This is a genomic window from Anabaena subtropica FACHB-260 (genome assembly GCF_014697105.1).
Taxonomy (GTDB): Bacteria; Cyanobacteriota; Cyanobacteriia; order Cyanobacteriales; family Nostocaceae; genus Trichormus; species Trichormus subtropicus.
In genome coordinates this window covers 140,603-160,229 of sequence record NZ_JACJRF010000004.1, presented here as the reverse complement: position 1 = coordinate 160,229, position 19,627 = coordinate 140,603, and the positions used below count along the sequence as shown (strand labels likewise).

Here is a 19,627-nt window from a genome sequence, read left to right as displayed (position 1 = left end):
TAATTAAACTGCTACGTCAACAGTATATTGTCGTAGTAATTCCTGGGCTTTAAAGTTTTTTTGGTTACTTATGCGGATGATGTTTTCCTGTAGTAAATGGTATCTTTTTATGCCATGAGGATTTGGGCAAGAGCTAGGGGAAGGAGTTAATATTTTGATGATTGCAAATGATTTGAGTAAGTTTGTTTCTTATTGTAAAAAAATTCAACCCCAAACTCAGGAGGACATCAAGCAGTTTTTTGAAGGAGTAATTGCCTTTCCTTATGATAAAGAACTCCTTTTGCAAGCTTATCTATTTTTAAATATTAAAACTTTGTTTCCTTCATGCTATGAATTGCTGTTGTTTGAAAAGTCTCCAATTGCCGATTATACAGACTTGGGTAAATGCGATTTCGTGTACCTGACATTTCAAGGTAGTCTGTTTTTAGTTGAGACAAAGTTTATTGATACAGAAGCAACAGGAGCAACAGAAAGAAAGCGCAGAAATAAACATAGAAATAAGGTATTTGAACAAGTAATTACTTTAAAAAGTCGATTTGGTCACTATTGGGATATACGCCCTGAACAGTTGGAATGTGGTGTTTTTACTACAGATTCAGAAATTGATTGGCGAGGAAACTGCATAAATGTTATCACTAAATCTATATCTATAGATAGTTTGGAAAAGTGGCGTAGAACTTATAAGCAAACCCATCAGCCTTAATTATTTTTGGGACTTTGGACAAAAAGAAATGTTCGCATAAATTATTCGTAAACTAAAAATCTAGGTATCCTAAATTACCCCAGCTATTTTTTATAAATACTACCTTCACCCAAATTTCACAAAAAACCCGTATTTTCCCTAGTTTCACAAAGTTTTTATCAAAATATCTGGGATCGTCTCCGAAATATTACGAATATAGTTTAGTAGTTGGGTATATAGCTATAGAAGTTAAACTCGCCCAACTCCATGAAGCGATCATTTACATTAGGGCAAAACCCATCGCCCCTAGTCAAAGTCATGATGATAATTTTGTTCTCTTTTGGCAGCGTTGGTGTTGTCGGGGGGAGTTTCTTTATTAAGAAAGCTTTTAGTAGTAGTAACCAGCCTGAAATAGTAACTGATACATCACGGTACAGAGAAATTCGTCATCAACTCCTGTCTAGTCAGAACAAGATTAAACACTTCCCTACAGAGATTTCGACGGGATTTGAGAATGTGCGTTTAGCCTATTCGCCAGAAAATTCTCACAGTGGTAGTTACTTCCAAGTCAGACTGAAAAAGTCACCAGAACAGATTCAACAATTACTGACCCAATACCGAAAACAGGCTAAACACCAATATAGAGGCGGTGACACCAATGTTCACGCCAATTTACCTAATGGTGTACCTACCACTTTTTTCTACACCAGTGAATATACTGCCGAATCTTTCCCACCTTCCTATGAAATACTTGTTTTGAATGCAGAAGATAAAGGTAGACCTGGTTTTAAGTGGAATCACGGTGATAGCTCTGGTGTAGCCATTGATAGTTCAGCTTCAGAAATTATCTATTGGGCTGAAAAATGGTAGTTTGTAATTTACAGAGAAAGGGGAGCTTAGTGTTTTTCCTTCACCATCAAACGTACACCACCTGGTGGCGCAAATACTATGCCACGACGGACTGCTTTAAGTGGTACTTGATCCAGTAATTCCAGTGAGTATTGTGAGAGGATGGTTGCCAAGACTAACTTCATTTCAAATAGAGCAAATGCCATACCTAAACAGCGACGATTACCGCCACCAAAGGGTAAAAACTCATAGGGAGAAAACTGACGTTCCAGAAAACGTTCTGGTTTAAAACGTTTAGGTTCTGGATAAATATCTGGGCGATGATGAGTTAAATATACACAAGGTGATATCATCATTCCTTTTGGTAAATCGTAGCCCATAAATTTCATGGGAGCTTTGAGGACTCTGGGAAAGGCAAAGAAAGCTACTGGAGTAATTCGTAAGGTTTCTGAACAAACAGCATTTAGGTAAGGTAGTTGAGTAATTGCTGTAGGGTCTGCATGAGCTATGTCAAGAGAATTGAGTTCTTGTATAAGTTTTTCGCGGACTTCTGGAACGTAATGAATCCAATATAAGGCCCAAGATAAGGCGATCGCTGTAGTTTCATGTCCAGCAAATAGCATAGTCATTAGCTCATCGCGTAACTCCTCATCAGTCATGGGTTGACCTTGTTCATCACGCGCTGACATCAGCAAACTGAGGATATCTTCACCTCTAGTTTCAGGTTGATGACGACGTTCACGAATTTCTTGATAAAGGAGTTCATCAAGCTGTTGTCTACGTCTGAGAAACTTACCCCAAGGACTCCAAGCACCGAAATCTCGTTGCAATGACTTGAAAAATAGGAAAACAGCACTTATAGGTGTATTAAATGTATCCAACATTTCAGTCAAGACCTGCTGAATTTGTTGGTAACGCTCTCCTTCCTTTAAACCAAAAACAGTCTGTAAAATAACTTGTAGGGAAATATCCTGCATACTGGGACGAGCAGTAAACTGTTTCCCAATAGACCATTTACCAGTAACTTGCTTAGTAATATTACGTATAGTTTCACCATAAGCCCGCATCCTTTCCCCATGAAAAGAAGGCATTAATAGTTTACGCTGTTGCAGGTGGCGATCGCCATCTAACAAAATTAATGAGTTAGCGCCTACTAATGGTTGAATTAAGTAATTTCCGGAACCTGAATCAAATAACTGAGCATCAGCCATAAACAGTTCTTGAATTGCTTGGGGATTACTAATAACTACTTGTGGTGGAAAAAAACCTAAATCAGAGGTGAATATATCCCCATAACGTTGCTCTGTTTGTTCTAGAGTATCGATTGGTTGGAGGACAATTCGTATAGTTTGCAGCCATTTAAATTTTGGGGTTCCATCTGGCAGTTTAGTAACAGTTTGGTTAGAGGAATTTTCTGGCAAGGTAATCATTAACTATGCTCCTAAATTTTCAATTTATAGACAATCTTGACTTAGTAGTATTGTGGAATTTGGTGTTAATCTCAACCGTTTTTTCAGTTCATCAATAGATTCTTCCCAGTGGTCTTCAAAACGGTATCCTAAAAGCAAATCAGCTTTTTTACCTAGTTCACATCCTTTATTTATATTGGCAAAAATTTCTTTGATTTGTTGGGGAGCTAAGATAGGATATAGTATTTTGGCAAACCACAGGCTAATTTTTAGCGATTGACTATAGTTCTGCTCGGCAGCAAATGCCAACACACCAATTTCCCCAGCGTAACTTGTGTCAAAACCGAGTAAGACATGAAAAATATCATGAGTGATAACATATCGCAGAGCAAATACATTGCGTCTGGCAACATCTTCTAGTTCAGGACTTACATTCAGGGGCTGGAGGTGGTTTTCTCTCATGTGGTCTGCATATTCTCTTCCAAATGTCCCCGGAGGATATTGACTTAATTTTTCTAAATTAATTGGGGGATGATAACCCACGACAGATTGCAATTTACCAGCTACTTTTGGAAAAACTTTAGCACCAAACAAATCGGATTTAAGAATAGCAAAATCACCGAATTTTTCGGAGTTTTTGGCAGCAAAGATAGCTTTGATTTTTTGTATTTGTTTGAGCATATTGAAAAAAAATTAAGAATCATAATCAATTGTCGTGCATACCATGCGGAAAGCAAGGAATGACGGTTGACCAATGACTAAATATCTTAGTCTCTTAGTCATTGGTCAACCGTCATTAGTTATTTTAATTTGCTTTTCATATCTCCTATCAACTTGCTAAGTATTGAAGGTATTCGGGTTTAAATCAATGGGAAAAACAAAAAATTCTTTGTTGGCTTCAGTTAGGGTTTTGTGATGAAGGTCAATTGCTTTTGACAAAGTGCAATACTTAATCGGAACCCAGTATTCATCGCTAAAAAAATATATAACTACCCGATGATTTAGGTATTGATCCAACGGAAGTGGAATATGCCAATTTGAATTCAACATCTAATTCTTAAGGAATGTATTGACGATGAATAGCACTATGATTTGCTTTATTCTTTTTCATACTATTGATATAACTTTAACTTTTTCAACTATCTGTAGTTAGGTTACTCATTATTACAAAAGTTAGATTATGGGTTACGAAATTAATGATTTATTTTTTGATTACCTATATCTGCAAATCACTGTAGGCACATATACTCTACAAAGAACTGTAATCATCCAACAACTTAATGACCATTTAGTTATTTACTTTATTAGTGGCTCTTGTGGCTATCCCACTAATGTATTCGGATTTCTCAATTCTTCTGCAATATGACTAACGACAGAAGAAAAAGCAAAAATTATAGACTTTGGAAATTAATTTTTAGTGCTTGTAGTAAGGAGATTAGTGCTTAGAGAATTTCGGACTAAAGTCCTTACTACAAACTAAAGAAATCTGGTAAGAATGGCTTTCTATTTTGTTCTAAATTTAGGGCAAAATATCAACTTCATCAGATATTTATTCTACCCAATCGTAAATGTATTTAATGACTAAAGAGAACAACTCAACTCACCTGCTTTTTGTGTAAAACGGCTGTTTTCTCTATAGTCTACAGGACAATCAATTACGGCTGGAACGTCTTGAGCTAAGGCTTCTTTGAGTACAGGGATTAAATCTAAAGCTGATTCAACTCTGTAACCTTTTAAACCCATACTTTCAGCTAATTTGACAAAATCTGGATTGCCAAAATGTACAAAAGATGATTGTCCTTTACCAAATTGATTTTCTTGTTTCCACTCAATTAAACCATAGCCACCATCATTAAAAATTAAGGTAACAAATGGTGTGCCGACGCGTAAGGCTGTTTCTAATTCCTGGCAATTCATCATAAAGCCACCGTCACCAGTAGCAGCTACAACTTTACGGTTTGGATAAACGAGTTTTGCAGCCAAAGCGCCAGGAATGGCAATACCCATTGCAGCAAAACCATTAGAAATAAGACAGGTATTAGGACTATGGCAATGATAATGACGGGCTATCCACATTTTATGAGCGCCAACGTCAGAAATTACGATATCTTCTGGCCCCATTACCTGGCGTAAGTCATAAATTAACTTTTGCGGTTTAATGGGGTAACCATCATCATTGGCATATTGTTCGTAATCTGCCCGAATATTTCCTCTTAAGCTGATAGCGTAGGGGTTGGGTTTACCTTGTCTCTCTGCTACTTTTAATATTTCCATCAGAGAATCAGAAATATCTCCTATGACTTCTACATTGGGAATATAACTGCTATCAGTTTCCGCAGCATCTGCACCAATATGCACAATGGGGATTTCACCTTGGGGATTCCATTTTTTAGGAGAAAATTCTATCAAGTCATAGCCAATAGCAATTACTAAATCTGTATTATCAAAACCACAAGTAATAAAATCTCTTTGTTGTAGTCCTACTGACCATAAAGCCAAGGGATGAGTATATGGAATCACACCTTTACCCATGAAAGTATTAGCCACAGGGATATTCATTTGGGTAGCAAATTGAGTTACAGCATCACTAGCTTTAGCCCTAATTGCCCCATTTCCGACTAAAATTAAGGGGTTAACAGCTTGAGAAATCGCGGCGGCGGCGGCGCGAATACTGGCGAAAGATGCGTAGGTTTTTTCTATATTACCCTTATGCAGAGGTTTGCCCTCTACAGGCATAGCGGCGATATTTTCTGGCAAATCAATGTGAACTGCACCTGGTTTTTCGGTTTGCGATCGCTTGAAGGCTTTCCTGACAACTTCAGGTGTAATACTCGGTCGGACAATCTGTTTATTCCACTTAGTTACAGGGGCAAACATGGCCACCAAATCTAAATATTGATGGGATTCGATGTGCATTCTATCTGTTCCCACTTGCCCAGTGATAGCCACCAACGGCGCACCATCGAGGTTTGCATCTGCTACCCCAGTCATTAAATTTGTCGCCCCAGGCCCCAAGGTAGAAAGACACACACCGGCTTTTCCTGTCAAACGTCCGTAAACGTCTGCCATGAAAGCTGCGCCTTGTTCATGACGGGTTGTAATAAATTGAATAGAAGAATGTTTAATTGCTTCTAAAACGTGTAAATTTTCTTCGCCAGGAAGTCCAAAAACATATTGCACCCCTTCATTTTCTAGACACTGTACTAATAGTTCTGCCGTATTCATTTTAAATTCCTCATTTGCATAAGTGTCAGTGGTCAGTGGTTAGTTGTCAGTGGCAAAGAATAGCAACTGACCACTAACAACTAACAACTGACAAAAACAATTTATTTCACCCAAACCGTTTTCACATTCACGAACTCGTGTATACCTTGAATGCTTAATTCTCGTCCGTAGCCAGAACGTTTTATGCCTCCAAATGGTAGTCGGGGGTCGGATTTTACTAAACCATTAATAAATACTGCGCCTGCTTCGATTTCGGAAATCAAGCGATCTCGTTCTTGGTTGTTGTTTGTCCAAGCACTCGCACCTAAACCAAAGGGTGTAGCATTAGCCAGTTTAATCGCAGTATCAAGATTTGACACCCGAAATAATAAGGCTACTGGGCCAAAAAATTCTTCTTGGGCAATGGGCGCGTCAATTGGGATATCTATGATAATGGTTGCTGGATAAAAGTTACCCGGACGATCTGCTAAAGGATAGCCACCGGTCAAGACTTTACCACCGCTTTTGACAGCAGTTTGCACTTGTTGGTCTAATTCTTGGAGAATGTCGGGGGTTGCTAATGGCCCTAAATCAGTTTCGGGATGCAAGGGATCGCCAATTTTCAACGCTGTGAATTTTTCTAACAGCAGTTTTTCAAATTGATCAGCGATCGCTTCTGCCACGATAAAGCGTTTTGCGGCAATACAAGATTGTCCGTTATTTAACATTCGTGCTGTCATTGCTGTAGCTGCTGCTGCTGCTACATCAGCACTTTCTAACACTATAAATGGGTCACTTCCCCCCAATTCCAAAACTGTTTTTTTAATTTGTTTGCCCGCCGCCGCCGCTAGAGATGCACCTGCTGCTTCGCTTCCAGTCAAGGTAGCAGCTTTCACTCTCTCATCCGCCATTAAATCGGCAACTTTTGCCGCACCAATTAACAGAGTTTGAAATACACCTTCAGGAAAACCTGCCCGGCGAATAATATCTTCGATTGCTAAAGCGCACTGTGGTACATTAGATGCGTGCTTTAGTAAGCCGACATTGCCAGCCATTAGTGCGGGTGCAGCAAAGCGGAACACTTGCCAAAAGGGGAAATTCCACGGCATGACTGCGAGAATTACACCCAAAGGCTGATAACGGACAAAGCTATGACTTGCATCAGTTTTTACACTGACATCAGCTAAAAAATCGGCAGCATTTTCCGCATAGTAGCGGCAAACAACAGCACATTTTTCGACTTCGGCAACGGCTGCTTTATAAGGCTTGCCCATTTCCAATGTCATTAACTTAGCAAAGTCAGCTTTTTCTTGCTCTAGAATATCTGCTGCTGTTTGCAGAGCGATCGCACGCTCTGCAAAACTCCTATGACGATACTTTTCAAAAGCCTGATCTGCCAAATCTAATTTAGAGGCAATTTCTGCATCGTTGAGCGGCTCAAAGGTTTTGAGCGTTTCCCCGGTAGCGGGATTGATGGTGGCGATCGCCATTGCCTAACCTCCCGTTTAAAAATAGCTTGAGGTAGCTTCTTAGTGTTACACATATTCTCTAAAGTCAGCTACCATCCAAATTTTAGTCTTTTAAACAAAGCTTAGTTTCTCTATCTTCAAATTTCGCAATCAAAATTGAACTAATTTATACCAAAACATAAGTATTAATACTAAAAAGATCAACTTTCATCAAATTTGTATCTGCACTTCTCAAGACTCTGCAATCAAAAATTCCACTCATGATTATGACTACGTACCCAAAAACAAAAAACCCCGGCGAAACTAACCGGGGCTGATAGGAGAAGTCCGAATGACAATGAAATACAGCGATACCGAAACTTAAAACCCTTAATTAATACCTAAGGCGACCAAAACTAGAGTTGTGACAAGCAATGTAGCAAACGCACCCTGCAAAGCGTATTGACGTTGCTGCTCTTGGTTGGGGTGGGTAGCATAGTACATCTTTGGTTCAGTCGCATAGTTATTTAAAATTCCGGCTTCGTTAATGGTGGTATACATAATTTTTTCTGTGGTTTGTTACTTTATGTAAACTAATTTAACAATATTATTACAAAATGTCAATAGGACTTGACAAAAAATAGTGGATGGAGGTAATCAGAACTACTTATCTTTTTTTGGACATTCCATCCACCGTAGGTAATCGCCAGTATTCAGGATTCCATCATTTCCCACAAAAAAAACCCTCGATGAATAGCCGAGGGTGAATGACAAATTTAATTTTGAATTGTTAAGCGTTATCTGTGAACTTGCTCCCTTGTTGGGAGTTAAAGGCCATTGCTCTCATTAGGGTGATAGCCTTGCTCTACCCAGGCGAGATTTTTCATACCATTGCGCGATCGCTGGAGACCATTCTGCAAAATGAGGCCACATCATTTCACACAACCTTTGAATTTCTAGTTGTGCATCTTTTTTATTGCGTAAATCACAAAAATGCAAAAATGAGCGCAGATTAAAGCTGACAACAAAATGCTGGCGATAGTCAAAGGGTACTTTTCCCCGTGCGTGTTCTTCAGACATTCCCCCTTCAAAGTCAACCTGATAGCGTTTAGCAGCTTCTAGACACCACTGCAAATCTGCAGCTCTTTGTTCTGGAGAATAATAATATTTTTTTCCTTGTCTATCTGTGTAATAACCAACAGGACGGAGGTAGAAAACATCTTCAATGTCCTTTTTTCCTTTCACTACTTCGATAAATTGGTTCCCCGTATATCTAAAAGATTGCACATCAAATGATACTGAAACCCTATGTGTACGCGCCTGCTGCATAACGCTATGGGGAAAATAACCACAGTTGAAAACAATCTGGGGATGCTCTAGGGGGCCATAGTGTCCCCTCTCTCCGGCTAACAGCCGCTTGACAATAATTTCACCACAATCTGACTCCGAGGGCCAGGAATCGCGCTCATCAAACACGAACCCATCAGTATAGTCTTGGTGCATTGCGGCGTAAATCACCTGCTGGGGATTTGGTGTTTTGGCTATAACTTCTACTCGGAATCGATCCATTGGCTTTTGGGAGGTTGATGTGTAACTGGGTTTATTTACAATTTAGGCGTGTTCTTCAGACGTGGTTGTAAACCCGATTCACCATGATATCTCCTTAGGTAGATTCAGATACTTTACATTAATTAATATATTTGTTACACTTCTTAACAAGAGAAAAAACTGGGGAAAGTTAAATGCGTACAAATAATGCCATCGTTGACGACCAAGGTTTGATGAACAACTTTGCGATTGAGCCAAAAGTATATGTAGATGAGCAAGGCGATCGCACTGGCTTCACACCTTATGCAGAAATGCTTAACGGTCGTTTGGCAATGATTGGTTTTATCTCCTTAATTGCATTAGAAGTATTTACAGGAAAAGGAATTTTCGGTCTTTTGACCAGCTTGTAAGAAATAAACTTTAATTTTTGTAAAATATTACTTAACAAAAATAGAGACGTGAAATTTCACGTCTCTATTTTTATGGGATATTTCGTGTTATTTTGACTGTGACAAATAGCAAGAGCCGTTTTCAAAATCAAGATACCGGGTGAACTATGGCTTTAACTGCTTCTACAATGGTGGCATTAGGCACACAAGCGCCAGATTTTCATCTACCAGATGTAGTATCTGGCAAGACAATTTCTCTTTCTACCTTTGCCGATAAAAAAGCGCTGTTAGTAATGTTTATTTGTCGGCATTGTCCTTTTGTCAAGCATATTCAAGACGAATTGACACGAATAGGCAAGGATTATTTCACAAGCGATTTAGGAATCGTCGCCATCAGCGCCAACGATGCTCAGAATTACCCAGATGATGCGCCGGATTCGCTCAAAGCATTGGCAGTAGAATTAGGTTGGCAGTTTCCCTTTTGCTACGACGAAACACAGGAAACAGCCAGGGCTTATACTGCTGCTTGTACACCTGATTTCTTTATTTTTGATGATAATCGCCAACTGGTATACAGAGGACAATTAGATGATAGTCGTCCTAGCAATGGTAAACCTGTAACTGGTGTAGATTTACGTGCTGCGATTGATGCGGTATTGGCGGGTAAACCTGTCAGTGGCGAACAAAAGCCGAGTATTGGTTGCAATATTAAATGGAAACCTACTCCTTAGCGAGTTGGGCTTTAGCCTGTTGCCAAAGTGTTTCTAACTCATCCAAACTGTAATCAGAGAGGGGGCGATCAACAACGTCCTCCATTTTTTGTAAACGTTGGACAAATCGCTGATTTGTACCTTGTAATCCTTCGCTAGGGTCAAGATTATGCCAACGGGCTAATTGAATCACCGCGAACAGTAAATCACCCAACTCCGCTTGTTGGCGTGCTGGTGTTTCCTGGGCTAATGCTTGTTGAAACTCTTCTAACTCCTCATGGAATTTTGCCCAGACACCATCAATATTTTCCCACTCAAAACCTACGTCTGCCGCTTTTTGGGAAATCTTCATTGCGGCTGTTAGTGGGGGTAGAGTACGTCCATAGCGACTGAGTTTTGTACTCAGCTTTTGACTTTCTGCCGATGATTCCCCCTTTTCCGTCGCCTTAATTTTTTCCCAGTTTTGCCGCACCTCATCTACACTATTGACCGACACATCAGCAAATACATGAGGATGACGACGAATTAACTTTTGGCAAATCCCTTTGGCGACATCTTGTAGAGAAAATTGTCTGTATTCACTAGCAATTTGGGCTTGTAAAACTACCTGTAATAATAAATCACCCAACTCCTCAGCGATCGCTTCCTGATCTCCAGTCTTAATCGCATCTACAACCTCATAAGCCTCCTCAATCACATAGGGAGTCAGAGTTTGGGGAGTTTGTGCCAAATCCCAAGGACAACCCCCATCAGGCGATCGCAACTTTGCCACCACCTCAATTAACTCTTGCAACGCCGCCAAAGTCTCAGCATTACTTTGTTCTTTTTCCTTGGTCATTCGCCCTTACTCCCTTGCTTACCTTGCGACGACTACGACTTGTAACTTTACGTTTCTTAATTTTGCCACTAGGGAGTATTCCCCGAACCCCTTGCTTACGGAAACGCTTGTAAGCCGAACCTCCCCAATCGCTCAGAGAATGACTCATCGCCCCCAGTTCTAAACCCAAAAATAGAGCGAAGAACTCGATACTGTAACTAGTAAGCGATCGCCCCACAGTTCCCTCTAAATCCTGCCACGTAACAGTCACATTCCATAGCTTCTCCGCTACAGCCACAATCACAATTGCCACGACAGCCAGCAAACTGCTGAGATAAACCACCCGCAAAGTTGTACCAATAATTGGCCCGTGGGATAAAAAAGAACGATGACGGAGACTTTTTTGATAAGGCAGCCAAATCCAGCGCAAAAAACCCCAGCGTTGATACTGACGAGAGTAGATATCCAAATCAGGGCCGAACATCAACCCGCCAAACATAAACCCACCCGCCACCAACAAAGTGACATTGCCGCTACGAGTATGCCAGAAAGTCACACCCGCCACCAACGGCAACGCCCATAAAGTAATGCGATCGTGCGTTCGACCAGAGGGCATTTACAGGTTCTCAAAAATACTTAAAAAATTTTCCTCAAAATACTAGCGCGATTAGAAATATTTTGCTATATTAGTTGTTAGTGAAGTTGATGGGCGGTTAGCTCAGTTGGTAGAGCGCCTGCCTTACAAGCAGGATGTCATCAGTTCGAGTCTGGTACTGCCCATTTTTTATATTCAGAAATATAAAAAGCAAGAAAATCTAGTAGAGATGGGATATTCTGACAATAGTGGAATATCCCATCTCTATTTTGTTTGATCTATTATTTGGGCGATCTCTTACCCTTGCATATTTTACTATCGCGGCCTGATTATATTTCAAAAACAATTAAAAATATCAGCAAAATAATATATTTTATTCTTCATAATGATATCTACAGGACAGATTAACAATTCAAAATTCAAAATACCCTTCTCCTGTCGGAGACGCTACGCGAACGGGAAGCGAAGCGCTACAAAATTCAAAATTACGTTTAATGTGAATTAGTCTTGAAACCCTTGTAATTCTGTACGTATTCACAAAACTGTGATTTTGAGTGAGTCTTGAAACTCTTGTGGGATAAGAGGCGTTGCTAATTCACATCAGGCGTAAATTAATAAACCTATATTTTGCAAAGGTTTCTGGGTTCTGATTTGTATCAGAATTTTAGTACAGGTAGGGTGTGTTAGGCGTAAGCCGTAACGCACCTTCCCTAAGGACTTCGGTGCGTTACGCTGTCGCTAACACACCCTACTGGATTATTATTTATCTGTTCAAAAATCAAATATGAGTCCTATAGATGAATGACGTTTCCAAAAAAAGGTAGTAGACAACAATAAAAAAGGCGAATTAAAAAATCCGCCTTTAAATCATTCTTTTATTTACTTAAACCTGAAAACTAAATCTTCGCTTCTTCCTTCACTAACTTATCCCAACCCAAATCTTTCAAATTATTATTACGACGTAGTGGACGAGTCACCAACTCTAAAATGTCACGCGCATTGGTAAAGCCGTGAATTTGAGCAAAAGTAAACTCCACAGACCACTTAGTATTAATACCCCTTGCTTCCAGTGGGTTAGCATGAGCCATACCAGTAATGACTAAATCTGGCTGCAAATCATAAATGCGCTGTACTTGGTTATAGTTATCAGGCTTTTCTACCATTTTTGGTAGAGGTACGCCCATTTCTTGACAAGCTTTCTCTAACATTGCCAATTCAGCTGCTTGATAACGCTTATCCATGTAGGGAATCCCAATTTCCTGAACAGTCATCCCACAGCGCACTAAGAACCGTGCTAAGGAGACTTCTAGCAAATTGTCACCCATGAAGAATACAGACTTACCACGAATTAGTTTTACATAATCTTCCAAACCAGCCCAAATTTGTGCTTCGCGCTCGTCTAAACCTTTTGGCGTAATACCAAACACAGAGCAAATTTTTTCAATCCAAGCGCGAGTACCATCAGGGCCGATGGGGAAGGGTGCGCCGATGAGTTTGCACTTGCGGCGACGCATTAAGGTTGTGGCTGTACGGCTGAGGAAGGGATTGACACCAACGACATAATAACCTTCTTCCAGCACAGGTAGTTCTGTAAAACGTTTGGCGGGTAGCCAGCCGGAAACTTTAATACCTTGTTTTTTTAATTCTAAAGTTAACTGGGTGACGACAGGATCGGGAAGAGAACCGAAGAGAACCAAGGGTGGATGATCTACATATTCTGATTCTTCTTGCGCTACATCTTCTTTCTTCTTACCGAAGTTCATCAGCTTTTGAATGGCGTTGCGTTCGTTTTTCTCTGCTTCCGCCACGGGGGCTTTGTCAGGACAACGGTGAGCCATTGCAGCGAGAACTGTGTCTTCTCCTTGGGTAAAGGCGTAATCTAGACCGTTAGCACGAGCAACCACGATAGGAATGCCGATTTCGCCTTCCAGTTTTGGTGCTAGACCTTCCAAATCCATTTTGATAATTTCGGTGGTGCAAGTGCCAATCCACACAATGACACTGGGGTTGCGATCGCGCTTAATTTGTTCGCACAATCTTTTCAACTCTGCATAATCATTCAATTGTGCCGAAATATCCCCTTCTTCCAACTCTGCCATTGCATACCGGGGTTCTGCGAAAATCATTACCCCCATCGCATTTTGCAGGAAATACCCACAAGTTTTGGTTCCAATGACCAAAAAGAAGCTATCTTCAATTTTTTGGTATAACCATGCCACACAGCTGATTGGGCAGAAGGTGTGGTAATTGCCAGTTTCACACTCAAAGTTTAAAGCTGTTGGTTCTTGAGCGACGGTCATTTTGGTTTTCTCCCCTTTGTTATTTAATGGCAGGTATTGGGGACTTGGAGATTAGGGACTGGGTGGAGGGGCAGAGTGTAAGCATGAAAGGGGAAATCTTTTTTAAGGTTCTCCCCCTTTCTCCCCGCTTCCTGCTCCCCTGCTTTATCATCTCCCTATTCCCTATTCCCTGTGTTTGGCACATAGCACCAACTACCAATCCCTAGTAATTATGCGTTGGGGAAGAGGCGGGCAATTTCCGATTCATCAAAAACGCCAGCCGGTAATTCTTCACCCAAAAAGTCGTTATTATCTTCAGTCTTTTGTAGTAGCGATGTCTCATCACCCCAAACATCAGATAACACATCACTGAAAGCATTCTCGTCTGGTGCATTTAACTCATTGAGAATTTGCTCTTCCAGGTTTTCTACTGATGCAGTGGCGATATCGAAGTTAACTTCACCGAAATCTTCTGTTTCATCGCTGCTTGTGTGCTGAAACTCATCTTGTAATTGAGTTCCGTTAGTTACAGAAATTTCATCCAGGTCGTTGAGACTTGATATCGATGCGTCAATTATCAGCGTTTGATGGTCAGAATCTAACCCAAAGCCATTTGTTTCAGAAACTGCCAAAGTTTCATCTTCGGTGTTGTCTTCGACTTCAGAGGTTGACTCATACTCATGTTTTTCTGATTCGGCTTCGGGAATCGAATAGTTACCGAGAACAATGTCTGGGTCAAAATGTAACTCCAGTACCTCAATTAAGGTATCGGCATCAGGATTCAATTTAGAAAAGGGAAACATTAGCTGGGCTAGTTTCGGTTCCAGTGCATTCACCACACCCAGGATGAGGTAAGAAGGTGGTCGCTTGCCACCGTCGGGTGTATAGACTGAATCGACTTCCATGTGGAGTTTAATCCAGTCACGATTGGCTTGAAAGAATTGCAACCACTTCTGTTTTATTGAATCCGTAAAGCTATTAAAGAATGCCATATTGACCCCATCCTGAAAATTCAGATGATTTATACAATCATCAAGTCTAGTTCCTCTTCAGGATTAGGAACCTGTGGTTTACCCGGATTTAAATAAAAATCTGATAATAAAGAGAATAATTCACGGTCAGGGGCATCATTGGGTACAACTCCCTCAGGACGTGCGAGAATTTGGTCGGCGATACTAAGGTAATAGTCGCAAACGTAATTCAGTGAAGGATCTGACTCTGCCATTTCAAATAAAGTTTTACCCTTAACGCGGGAAACTCGGATATCTTCGATTAATGGCAAGACTTCCAAAACTGGCATCGGCACTGCTTCGATATATTTTTCAATCAAGTCGCGCTTGGAGGTACGGTTGCCAATCAACCCAGCTAGACGAAGTGGGTGAGTCCGTGCTTTTTCCCTGACTGAAGCTGCAATCCGATTAGCTGCGAATAAGGCATCAAAACCGTTGTCTGTAACAATCATGCAGTAATCAGCGTAGTTGAGTGGTGCGGCAAAACCGCCACAAACCACGTCACCTAGAACATCAAACAAGATTACATCATATTCATCAAAGGCGTTAAGTTCTTTCAGTAGTTTTACTGTTTCACCAACAACATAACCGCCACATCCAGCACCCGCAGGTGGACCACCAGCTTCTACGCAATCTACACCACCGTAGCCTTTGTATATTACATCTTCTGGCCAGACATCTTCGTAGTGATAGTCTTTTTCTTGAAGTGTATCAATAATAGTTGGAATCAAAAAACCAGTCAGGGTGAAGGTGCTGTCATGTTTAGGATCGCACCCGATTTGCAGCACTTTCTTGCCGCGTTTGGCTAGGGCGACGGATATATTACAGCTAGTTGTGGATTTGCCTATCCCACCTTTTCCGTAGACTGCTAGTTTCACTGTATTTGCCTCTTATCGTTTTTTATCAAACTTCTGGCTAAAACATTTTCCTTCACCTAGCCTCAGTTGGCGATGTGTGAGGATGTGAGTTTAATTATTGACGAAATTCCCTGAGAAAGAAAGGGGGTCTAAATATGACAAATGATGCTTTTGAGAGCTTTTATGATTAAAAATAAGTATTTATTAACCTAAGCTATCCAAACAAACAATTAATGTTTTTTATATTCAAAAAACAAATTTATAAATTATAAAATATAAAAATAGTTACAATAAACAAAAAGCTGTATTTATTGTTATTCAAGAGTTTGTTTAGGTTTAGCCGAATCTAGGAGGACATGAAAGCCATCTAGATTCCATTTACCTGGAGGCGATCGCCTCTTACGCGATGATTTAAAAGGGTTTAACGATAAATGTAAGTCTTACTCTGTGTTGGGCAACAGAAGCGGGGATCAAGGAAAAATTATTCACCCTTTGGTTATGCCTAAATCTCAATCATTGAGAGGATATTAGCTAAACATGACAATTTTGTAAAAAAATATTAATTTTGCCAATAAAGCTAGGCTTGACTAGCATCTGAGGGATTTTCTGGTTCCAGTGTGCGGAATAACTCAGACTCCACAGCCTCGATTTCCTGTAATGATTGCCAGCCGGCTTGCCACTGGAACCCATCTTGTAATAACTTGGCGTTGAGCCAAAAACGGACGTTAGGGTCACAAGCAGCCACCATTTCCGCATAAACCCACTTACCTTGATTTTTGCGGTTAACTACTTGGAAGTGTCGCCAACCGTCTACTTTCTTTGTTGCTGTCCACTTGGAACCAACTAAGTAAGGAAATTTTTGTTTTTTAGTCATTTTTCAATTGTCGGTGGTCAATGGTCAGTGGTTAATTGATTTACCAATAACAACTGACTACTAGCTAATATTTAAGCTCGAATTATGGTAACTCTAGGTAGGGATCAGGAGAAATGAGAGATTAGCTGACCTAAATTGTGGTGTAAATAAAATTCCTGCTGCAAGGAGATGGGCAAATAGGGAAGTAATACTACTCTAGAAAGACGTGAAGACCGATCCCGGTAATGGTGCAACTCTCCGTAAAATGACCATATAAGAACAAATTGTTCTATCTGCACTTGAGTATCTAGAGTGGTAGCCGAGCCTATGCAACCAACTAATCCGAACCAATTTACCGAAAAAGCCTGGGAAGCGATCGCCCATACTCCTGAGATTGCTAAACAGCATCAACAGCAGCAGATAGAAAGCGAACACCTGATGAAAGCCCTGCTGGAACAAGATGGTTTAGCCAGTGGGATTTTGACCAAAGCAGGTGTGAACTTACAAAAAGTGACTGATCGCACTGAACAATACATCCAACGCCAACCGAAAGTCTCTGGTAACAGCACCTCGGTATACTTGGGACGCAGCTTGGATACACTCCTAGACCGGGCTGAAGGATATCGCAAAGATTTTAAAGACGAATATATTTCTATTGAACATTTATTATTGGCTTACGCTAAAGACGATCGCTTCGGCAAAGGTTTATTCCAAGAATTCGGCTTAGACGAAGGCAAGCTAAAGAATATTATTAAACAAGTTCGTGGGAGCCAAACAGTGACCGACCAAAATCCAGAAGGCAAATACCAATCGCTGGAAAAATATGGGCGTGACCTCACAGAAGCTGCCCGTAAAGGTCAACTTGATCCAGTCATTGGGCGGGATGACGAGATTCGCCGCACCATCCAAATTCTTTCTCGCCGCACCAAGAATAACCCTGTGTTGATTGGTGAACCTGGTGTGGGTAAAACGGCGATTGCTGAAGGTTTAGCACAGCGTATCGTTGCGGGTGATGTTCCCCAATCTTTGAAAGACCGCAAGCTAATTTCCTTAGACATGGGGGCGATGATTGCCGGGGCGAAATTCCGGGGAGAATTTGAAGAACGTCTGAAAGCAGTATTAAAAGAAGTCACTGAATCTGGTGGCAATATAGTTTTATTTATTGATGAAATTCATACCGTTGTCGGTGCGGGTGCGACCCAAGGGGCAATGGATGCTGGTAACTTGTTAAAACCCATGTTGGCGCGGGGTGAATTGCGCTGTATTGGGGCGACAACTTTGGATGAGTACCGGAAATATATTGAAAAAGATGCGGCGCTAGAAAGACGATTCCAACAAGTTTACGTAGACCAGCCCAGTGTAGAAGATACAATTTCTATTCTGCGGGGGTTGAAGGAACGGTATGAAGTCCACCACGGGGTGAAGATTTCTGATAGTTCATTGGTGGCTGCGGCTACATTATCTAGTCGTTATATTAGCGATCGCTTCTTACCAGATAAAGCCATTGACTTGGTAGACGAAGCCGCCGCTAGGCTGAAAATGGAAATTACTTCCAAGCCAGAAGAACTGGACGAAATCGACCGCAAGATTTTGCAATTAGAGATGGAAAAGCTATCTCTGCAAAAAGAAAGTGATGCAGCTTCCCGTGAACGGTTGGAAAGATTAGAGAAAGAACTGGCGGATCTCAAGGAAGAACAAAGAACCCTCAACACTCAATGGCAATCTGAAAAGGATGTCATTACTAAACTCCAGTCGGTGAAGGAGGAGATTGACAGGGTTAACTTAGAAATTCAACAAGCAGAAAGAAATTACGACCTCAACCGCGCCGCCGAATTAAAATATGGCAACTTAACGGACTTGCATCGCCGCTTGGAAGCCACGGAACGGGAATTAACCCAAACTCAAGGTACGGGTAAATCTTTGTTGCGGGAGGAAGTCACCGAGGCTGACATTGCGGAAATTATTTCCAAGTGGACAGGAATCCCCATCAGTAAATTGGTGGAATCGGAGAAAGAGAAACTACTGCACCTAGAAGATGAACTACATAACCGGGTAATTGGACAAGATGAAGCCGTCACAGCTGTCGCCGATGCGATTCAGCGATCGCGTGCGGGGTTAGCTGATCCCAATCGTCCTACTGCTAGTTTTGTTTTCCTTGGCCCAACTGGTGTAGGTAAAACTGAACTGGCGAAGGCGTTAGCAGCGTATATGTTCGATACCGAAGACGCACTAGTCCGAATTGATATGTCGGAGTACATGGAAAAACACGCCGTGTCTCGATTAATCGGTGCGCCTCCTGGTTATGTGGGTTACGAAGAAGGGGGACAACTGACAGAAGCCATCCGTCGCCGTCCTTATGCCGTGATTCTCTTCGACGAAATCGAGAAAGCCCACCCCGACGTATTTAATATTTTCTTGCAAATCCTCGATGATGGTCGTGTCACCGATGCCCAAGGTCATACTGTGGACTTCAAGAACACGATTATTATCATGACTAGTAACATCGGTTCCCAGTATATTCTCGATATAGCCGGAGATAACTCACGCTACGATGAAATGCGCCATCGGGTGATGGAAGCAATGAGAAATAGCTTCCGTCCTGAGTTCCTCAACCGGATTGACGAGATTATTATCTTCCACAGTTTGGATAAGAAAGAATTGCGCCATATTGTCCAGTTACAGGTGGAAAGGTTAAGGGTGAGGTTGGGCGATCGTAAGATATCCCTCAGACTCTCCGATGCTGCACTTGACTTTTTGGCAGAAGTAGGATATGACCCCGTATTCGGGGCGCGTCCACTGAAACGGGCGATTCAGCGCGAGTTAGAAACGCAAATTGCTAAGGCGATTTTGCGCGGGGAATTTAACGATGGGGATACGATTTTTGTCGATGTGCAGAATGAAAGGTTGTCTTTTAGCCGTTTACCGGTTGAGGTGTTTAGTAGTTAGTTGAATATTCAGTTCAGGTATAAGCGCAAAG

At 41.2% G+C, this 19,627-nt stretch carries 18 protein-coding genes and 1 tRNA gene; 7 read left to right on the top strand and 12 right to left on the bottom strand.

Annotated features, from left to right (window positions below; genetic code table 11):
* Positions 1 to 157 precede the first annotated feature (157 nt).
* Both H6G18_RS03890 and H6G18_RS03885 read left to right on the top strand, forming a co-directional pair.
* Positions 158 to 703 (top strand): hypothetical protein, encoded by a 546-nt coding sequence (locus H6G18_RS03890; RefSeq protein ID WP_190405769.1) that lies wholly within the window; start codon positions 158 to 160, stop codon positions 701 to 703.
* 246 nt (positions 704 to 949) lie between these two features.
* On the top strand, positions 950 to 1,552 hold the full coding sequence (locus H6G18_RS03885) for a hypothetical protein (protein WP_190405768.1): 603 nt from the start codon (positions 950 to 952) through the stop codon (positions 1,550 to 1,552).
* 26 nt (positions 1,553 to 1,578) lie between these two features.
* Here H6G18_RS03885 and H6G18_RS03880 read toward each other — a convergent pair whose 3' ends face one another.
* Entirely contained in the window at positions 1,579 to 2,961 is a 1,383-nt protein-coding gene (locus H6G18_RS03880; RefSeq protein WP_190405767.1) for a cytochrome P450, read from the bottom strand.
* 24 nt (positions 2,962 to 2,985) lie between these two features.
* A complete protein-coding gene (locus H6G18_RS03875; protein WP_190405766.1) occupies positions 2,986 to 3,621 on the bottom strand; it encodes a Coq4 family protein in 636 nt (211 codons plus the stop codon).
* 499 nt (positions 3,622 to 4,120) lie between these two features.
* On the opposite strand from H6G18_RS03875, the gene H6G18_RS03870 reads away from it, so the two are divergent.
* On the top strand, positions 4,121 to 4,306 hold the full coding sequence (locus tag H6G18_RS03870) for a hypothetical protein (RefSeq protein WP_190405765.1): 186 nt from the start codon (positions 4,121 to 4,123) through the stop codon (positions 4,304 to 4,306).
* 215 nt (positions 4,307 to 4,521) lie between these two features.
* Here the strand turns inward: H6G18_RS03870 and H6G18_RS03865 are convergent, their stop codons facing one another.
* The 4 genes from H6G18_RS03865 to thyX form a co-directional block, all read right to left on the bottom strand.
* Positions 4,522 to 6,165: an acetolactate synthase large subunit gene (locus H6G18_RS03865; RefSeq protein WP_190405764.1), complete on the bottom strand. Its 1,644-nt coding sequence runs from the start codon at positions 6,163 to 6,165 to the stop codon at positions 4,522 to 4,524.
* Positions 6,166 to 6,266: 101 nt separating this feature from the next.
* The gene (locus tag H6G18_RS03860) at positions 6,267 to 7,634 is read right to left on the bottom strand and encodes an NAD-dependent succinate-semialdehyde dehydrogenase (RefSeq protein ID WP_190405763.1); all 1,368 of its coding nucleotides are present in this window, start codon (positions 7,632 to 7,634) and stop codon (positions 6,267 to 6,269) included.
* A 348-nt stretch (positions 7,635 to 7,982) separates the two neighbouring features.
* Complete coding sequence (psb34, locus tag H6G18_RS03855) at positions 7,983 to 8,153, bottom strand: photosystem II assembly protein Psb34 (RefSeq protein WP_190405762.1); 171 nt, start codon at positions 8,151 to 8,153, stop codon at positions 7,983 to 7,985.
* 285 nt (positions 8,154 to 8,438) lie between these two features.
* Positions 8,439 to 9,161, bottom strand: coding sequence for an FAD-dependent thymidylate synthase (thyX, locus tag H6G18_RS03850; protein WP_190405761.1), 723 nt, complete (start codon positions 9,159 to 9,161; stop codon positions 8,439 to 8,441).
* Between the two features lie 173 nt (positions 9,162 to 9,334).
* On the opposite strand from thyX, the gene H6G18_RS03845 reads away from it, so the two are divergent.
* Both H6G18_RS03845 and H6G18_RS03840 read left to right on the top strand, forming a co-directional pair.
* Positions 9,335 to 9,550 carry a chlorophyll a/b-binding protein gene (locus H6G18_RS03845; RefSeq protein WP_190405760.1) on the top strand — a complete coding sequence of 72 codons (216 nt, stop codon included), beginning with the start codon at positions 9,335 to 9,337 and terminating at the stop codon, positions 9,548 to 9,550.
* Positions 9,551 to 9,696: 146 nt separating this feature from the next.
* Positions 9,697 to 10,260 (top strand): thioredoxin family protein, encoded by a 564-nt coding sequence (locus tag H6G18_RS03840; RefSeq protein ID WP_190405759.1) that lies wholly within the window; start codon positions 9,697 to 9,699, stop codon positions 10,258 to 10,260.
* On the opposite strand, the gene mazG is transcribed toward H6G18_RS03840, so the two are convergent.
* Together mazG and H6G18_RS03830 are read right to left on the bottom strand one after the other, a co-directional pair.
* Entirely contained in the window at positions 10,250 to 11,077 is an 828-nt protein-coding gene (gene mazG, locus H6G18_RS03835) for a nucleoside triphosphate pyrophosphohydrolase (RefSeq protein WP_190405758.1), read from the bottom strand. The genes H6G18_RS03840 and mazG overlap by 11 nt on opposite strands.
* Complete coding sequence (locus H6G18_RS03830) at positions 11,052 to 11,672, bottom strand: metal-binding protein (protein WP_190405757.1); 621 nt, start codon at positions 11,670 to 11,672, stop codon at positions 11,052 to 11,054. Before H6G18_RS03830 ends, mazG begins: the two co-directional genes overlap by 26 nt.
* A gap of 91 nt (positions 11,673 to 11,763) precedes the next feature.
* On the opposite strand from H6G18_RS03830, the gene H6G18_RS03825 reads away from it, so the two are divergent.
* A tRNA-Val gene (locus H6G18_RS03825) sits at positions 11,764 to 11,836 on the top strand.
* 711 nt (positions 11,837 to 12,547) lie between these two features.
* Here H6G18_RS03825 and H6G18_RS03820 read toward each other — a convergent pair.
* The 4 genes from H6G18_RS03820 to H6G18_RS03805 all read right to left on the bottom strand — a co-directional run bounded on the left by H6G18_RS03820 (position 12,548) and on the right by H6G18_RS03805 (position 16,671).
* Positions 12,548 to 13,951, bottom strand: a complete 1,404-nt coding sequence (locus tag H6G18_RS03820; RefSeq protein WP_190405756.1) for a ferredoxin:protochlorophyllide reductase (ATP-dependent) subunit N — start codon at positions 13,949 to 13,951, stop codon at positions 12,548 to 12,550.
* 209 nt (positions 13,952 to 14,160) lie between these two features.
* On the bottom strand, positions 14,161 to 14,922 hold the full coding sequence (locus tag H6G18_RS03815; RefSeq protein ID WP_190405755.1) for a DUF5331 domain-containing protein: 762 nt from the start codon (positions 14,920 to 14,922) through the stop codon (positions 14,161 to 14,163).
* Between the two features lie 29 nt (positions 14,923 to 14,951).
* On the bottom strand, positions 14,952 to 15,818 hold the full coding sequence (gene bchL, locus H6G18_RS03810) for a ferredoxin:protochlorophyllide reductase (ATP-dependent) iron-sulfur ATP-binding protein (protein WP_190405754.1): 867 nt from the start codon (positions 15,816 to 15,818) through the stop codon (positions 14,952 to 14,954).
* A gap of 556 nt (positions 15,819 to 16,374) precedes the next feature.
* Positions 16,375 to 16,671 (bottom strand): TIGR02450 family Trp-rich protein, encoded by a 297-nt coding sequence (locus tag H6G18_RS03805; RefSeq protein WP_190405753.1) that lies wholly within the window; start codon positions 16,669 to 16,671, stop codon positions 16,375 to 16,377.
* 306 nt (positions 16,672 to 16,977) lie between these two features.
* Between H6G18_RS03805 and clpB the strand changes: the two genes are divergently transcribed.
* Positions 16,978 to 19,596, top strand: coding sequence for an ATP-dependent chaperone ClpB (clpB, locus tag H6G18_RS03800; protein WP_190405752.1), 2,619 nt, complete (start codon positions 16,978 to 16,980; stop codon positions 19,594 to 19,596).
* Positions 19,597 to 19,627: the final 31 nt, after the last annotated feature.

Coding starts and splice junctions, on each gene's coding strand:
- H6G18_RS03890 (WP_190405769.1), top strand. CDS start 158: ATGATTGCAAATGATTTGAGTAAGTTTGTTTCTTATTGTAAAAAAATT.
- H6G18_RS03885 (WP_190405768.1), top strand. CDS start 950: ATGAAGCGATCATTTACATTAGGGCAAAACCCATCGCCCCTAGTCAAA.
- H6G18_RS03880 (WP_190405767.1), bottom strand. CDS start 2,961: ATGATTACCTTGCCAGAAAATTCCTCTAACCAAACTGTTACTAAACTG.
- H6G18_RS03875 (WP_190405766.1), bottom strand. CDS start 3,621: ATGCTCAAACAAATACAAAAAATCAAAGCTATCTTTGCTGCCAAAAAC.
- H6G18_RS03870 (WP_190405765.1), top strand. CDS start 4,121: ATGGGTTACGAAATTAATGATTTATTTTTTGATTACCTATATCTGCAA.
- H6G18_RS03865 (WP_190405764.1), bottom strand. CDS start 6,165: ATGAATACGGCAGAACTATTAGTACAGTGTCTAGAAAATGAAGGGGTG.
- H6G18_RS03860 (WP_190405763.1), bottom strand. CDS start 7,634: ATGGCGATCGCCACCATCAATCCCGCTACCGGGGAAACGCTCAAAACC.
- psb34 (WP_190405762.1), bottom strand. CDS start 8,153: ATGTATACCACCATTAACGAAGCCGGAATTTTAAATAACTATGCGACT.
- thyX (WP_190405761.1), bottom strand. CDS start 9,161: ATGGATCGATTCCGAGTAGAAGTTATAGCCAAAACACCAAATCCCCAG.
- H6G18_RS03845 (WP_190405760.1), top strand. CDS start 9,335: ATGCGTACAAATAATGCCATCGTTGACGACCAAGGTTTGATGAACAAC.
- H6G18_RS03840 (WP_190405759.1), top strand. CDS start 9,697: ATGGCTTTAACTGCTTCTACAATGGTGGCATTAGGCACACAAGCGCCA.
- mazG (WP_190405758.1), bottom strand. CDS start 11,077: ATGACCAAGGAAAAAGAACAAAGTAATGCTGAGACTTTGGCGGCGTTG.
- H6G18_RS03830 (WP_190405757.1), bottom strand. CDS start 11,672: ATGCCCTCTGGTCGAACGCACGATCGCATTACTTTATGGGCGTTGCCG.
- H6G18_RS03820 (WP_190405756.1), bottom strand. CDS start 13,951: ATGACCGTCGCTCAAGAACCAACAGCTTTAAACTTTGAGTGTGAAACT.
- H6G18_RS03815 (WP_190405755.1), bottom strand. CDS start 14,922: ATGGCATTCTTTAATAGCTTTACGGATTCAATAAAACAGAAGTGGTTG.
- H6G18_RS03805 (WP_190405753.1), bottom strand. CDS start 16,671: ATGACTAAAAAACAAAAATTTCCTTACTTAGTTGGTTCCAAGTGGACA.
- clpB (WP_190405752.1), top strand. CDS start 16,978: ATGCAACCAACTAATCCGAACCAATTTACCGAAAAAGCCTGGGAAGCG.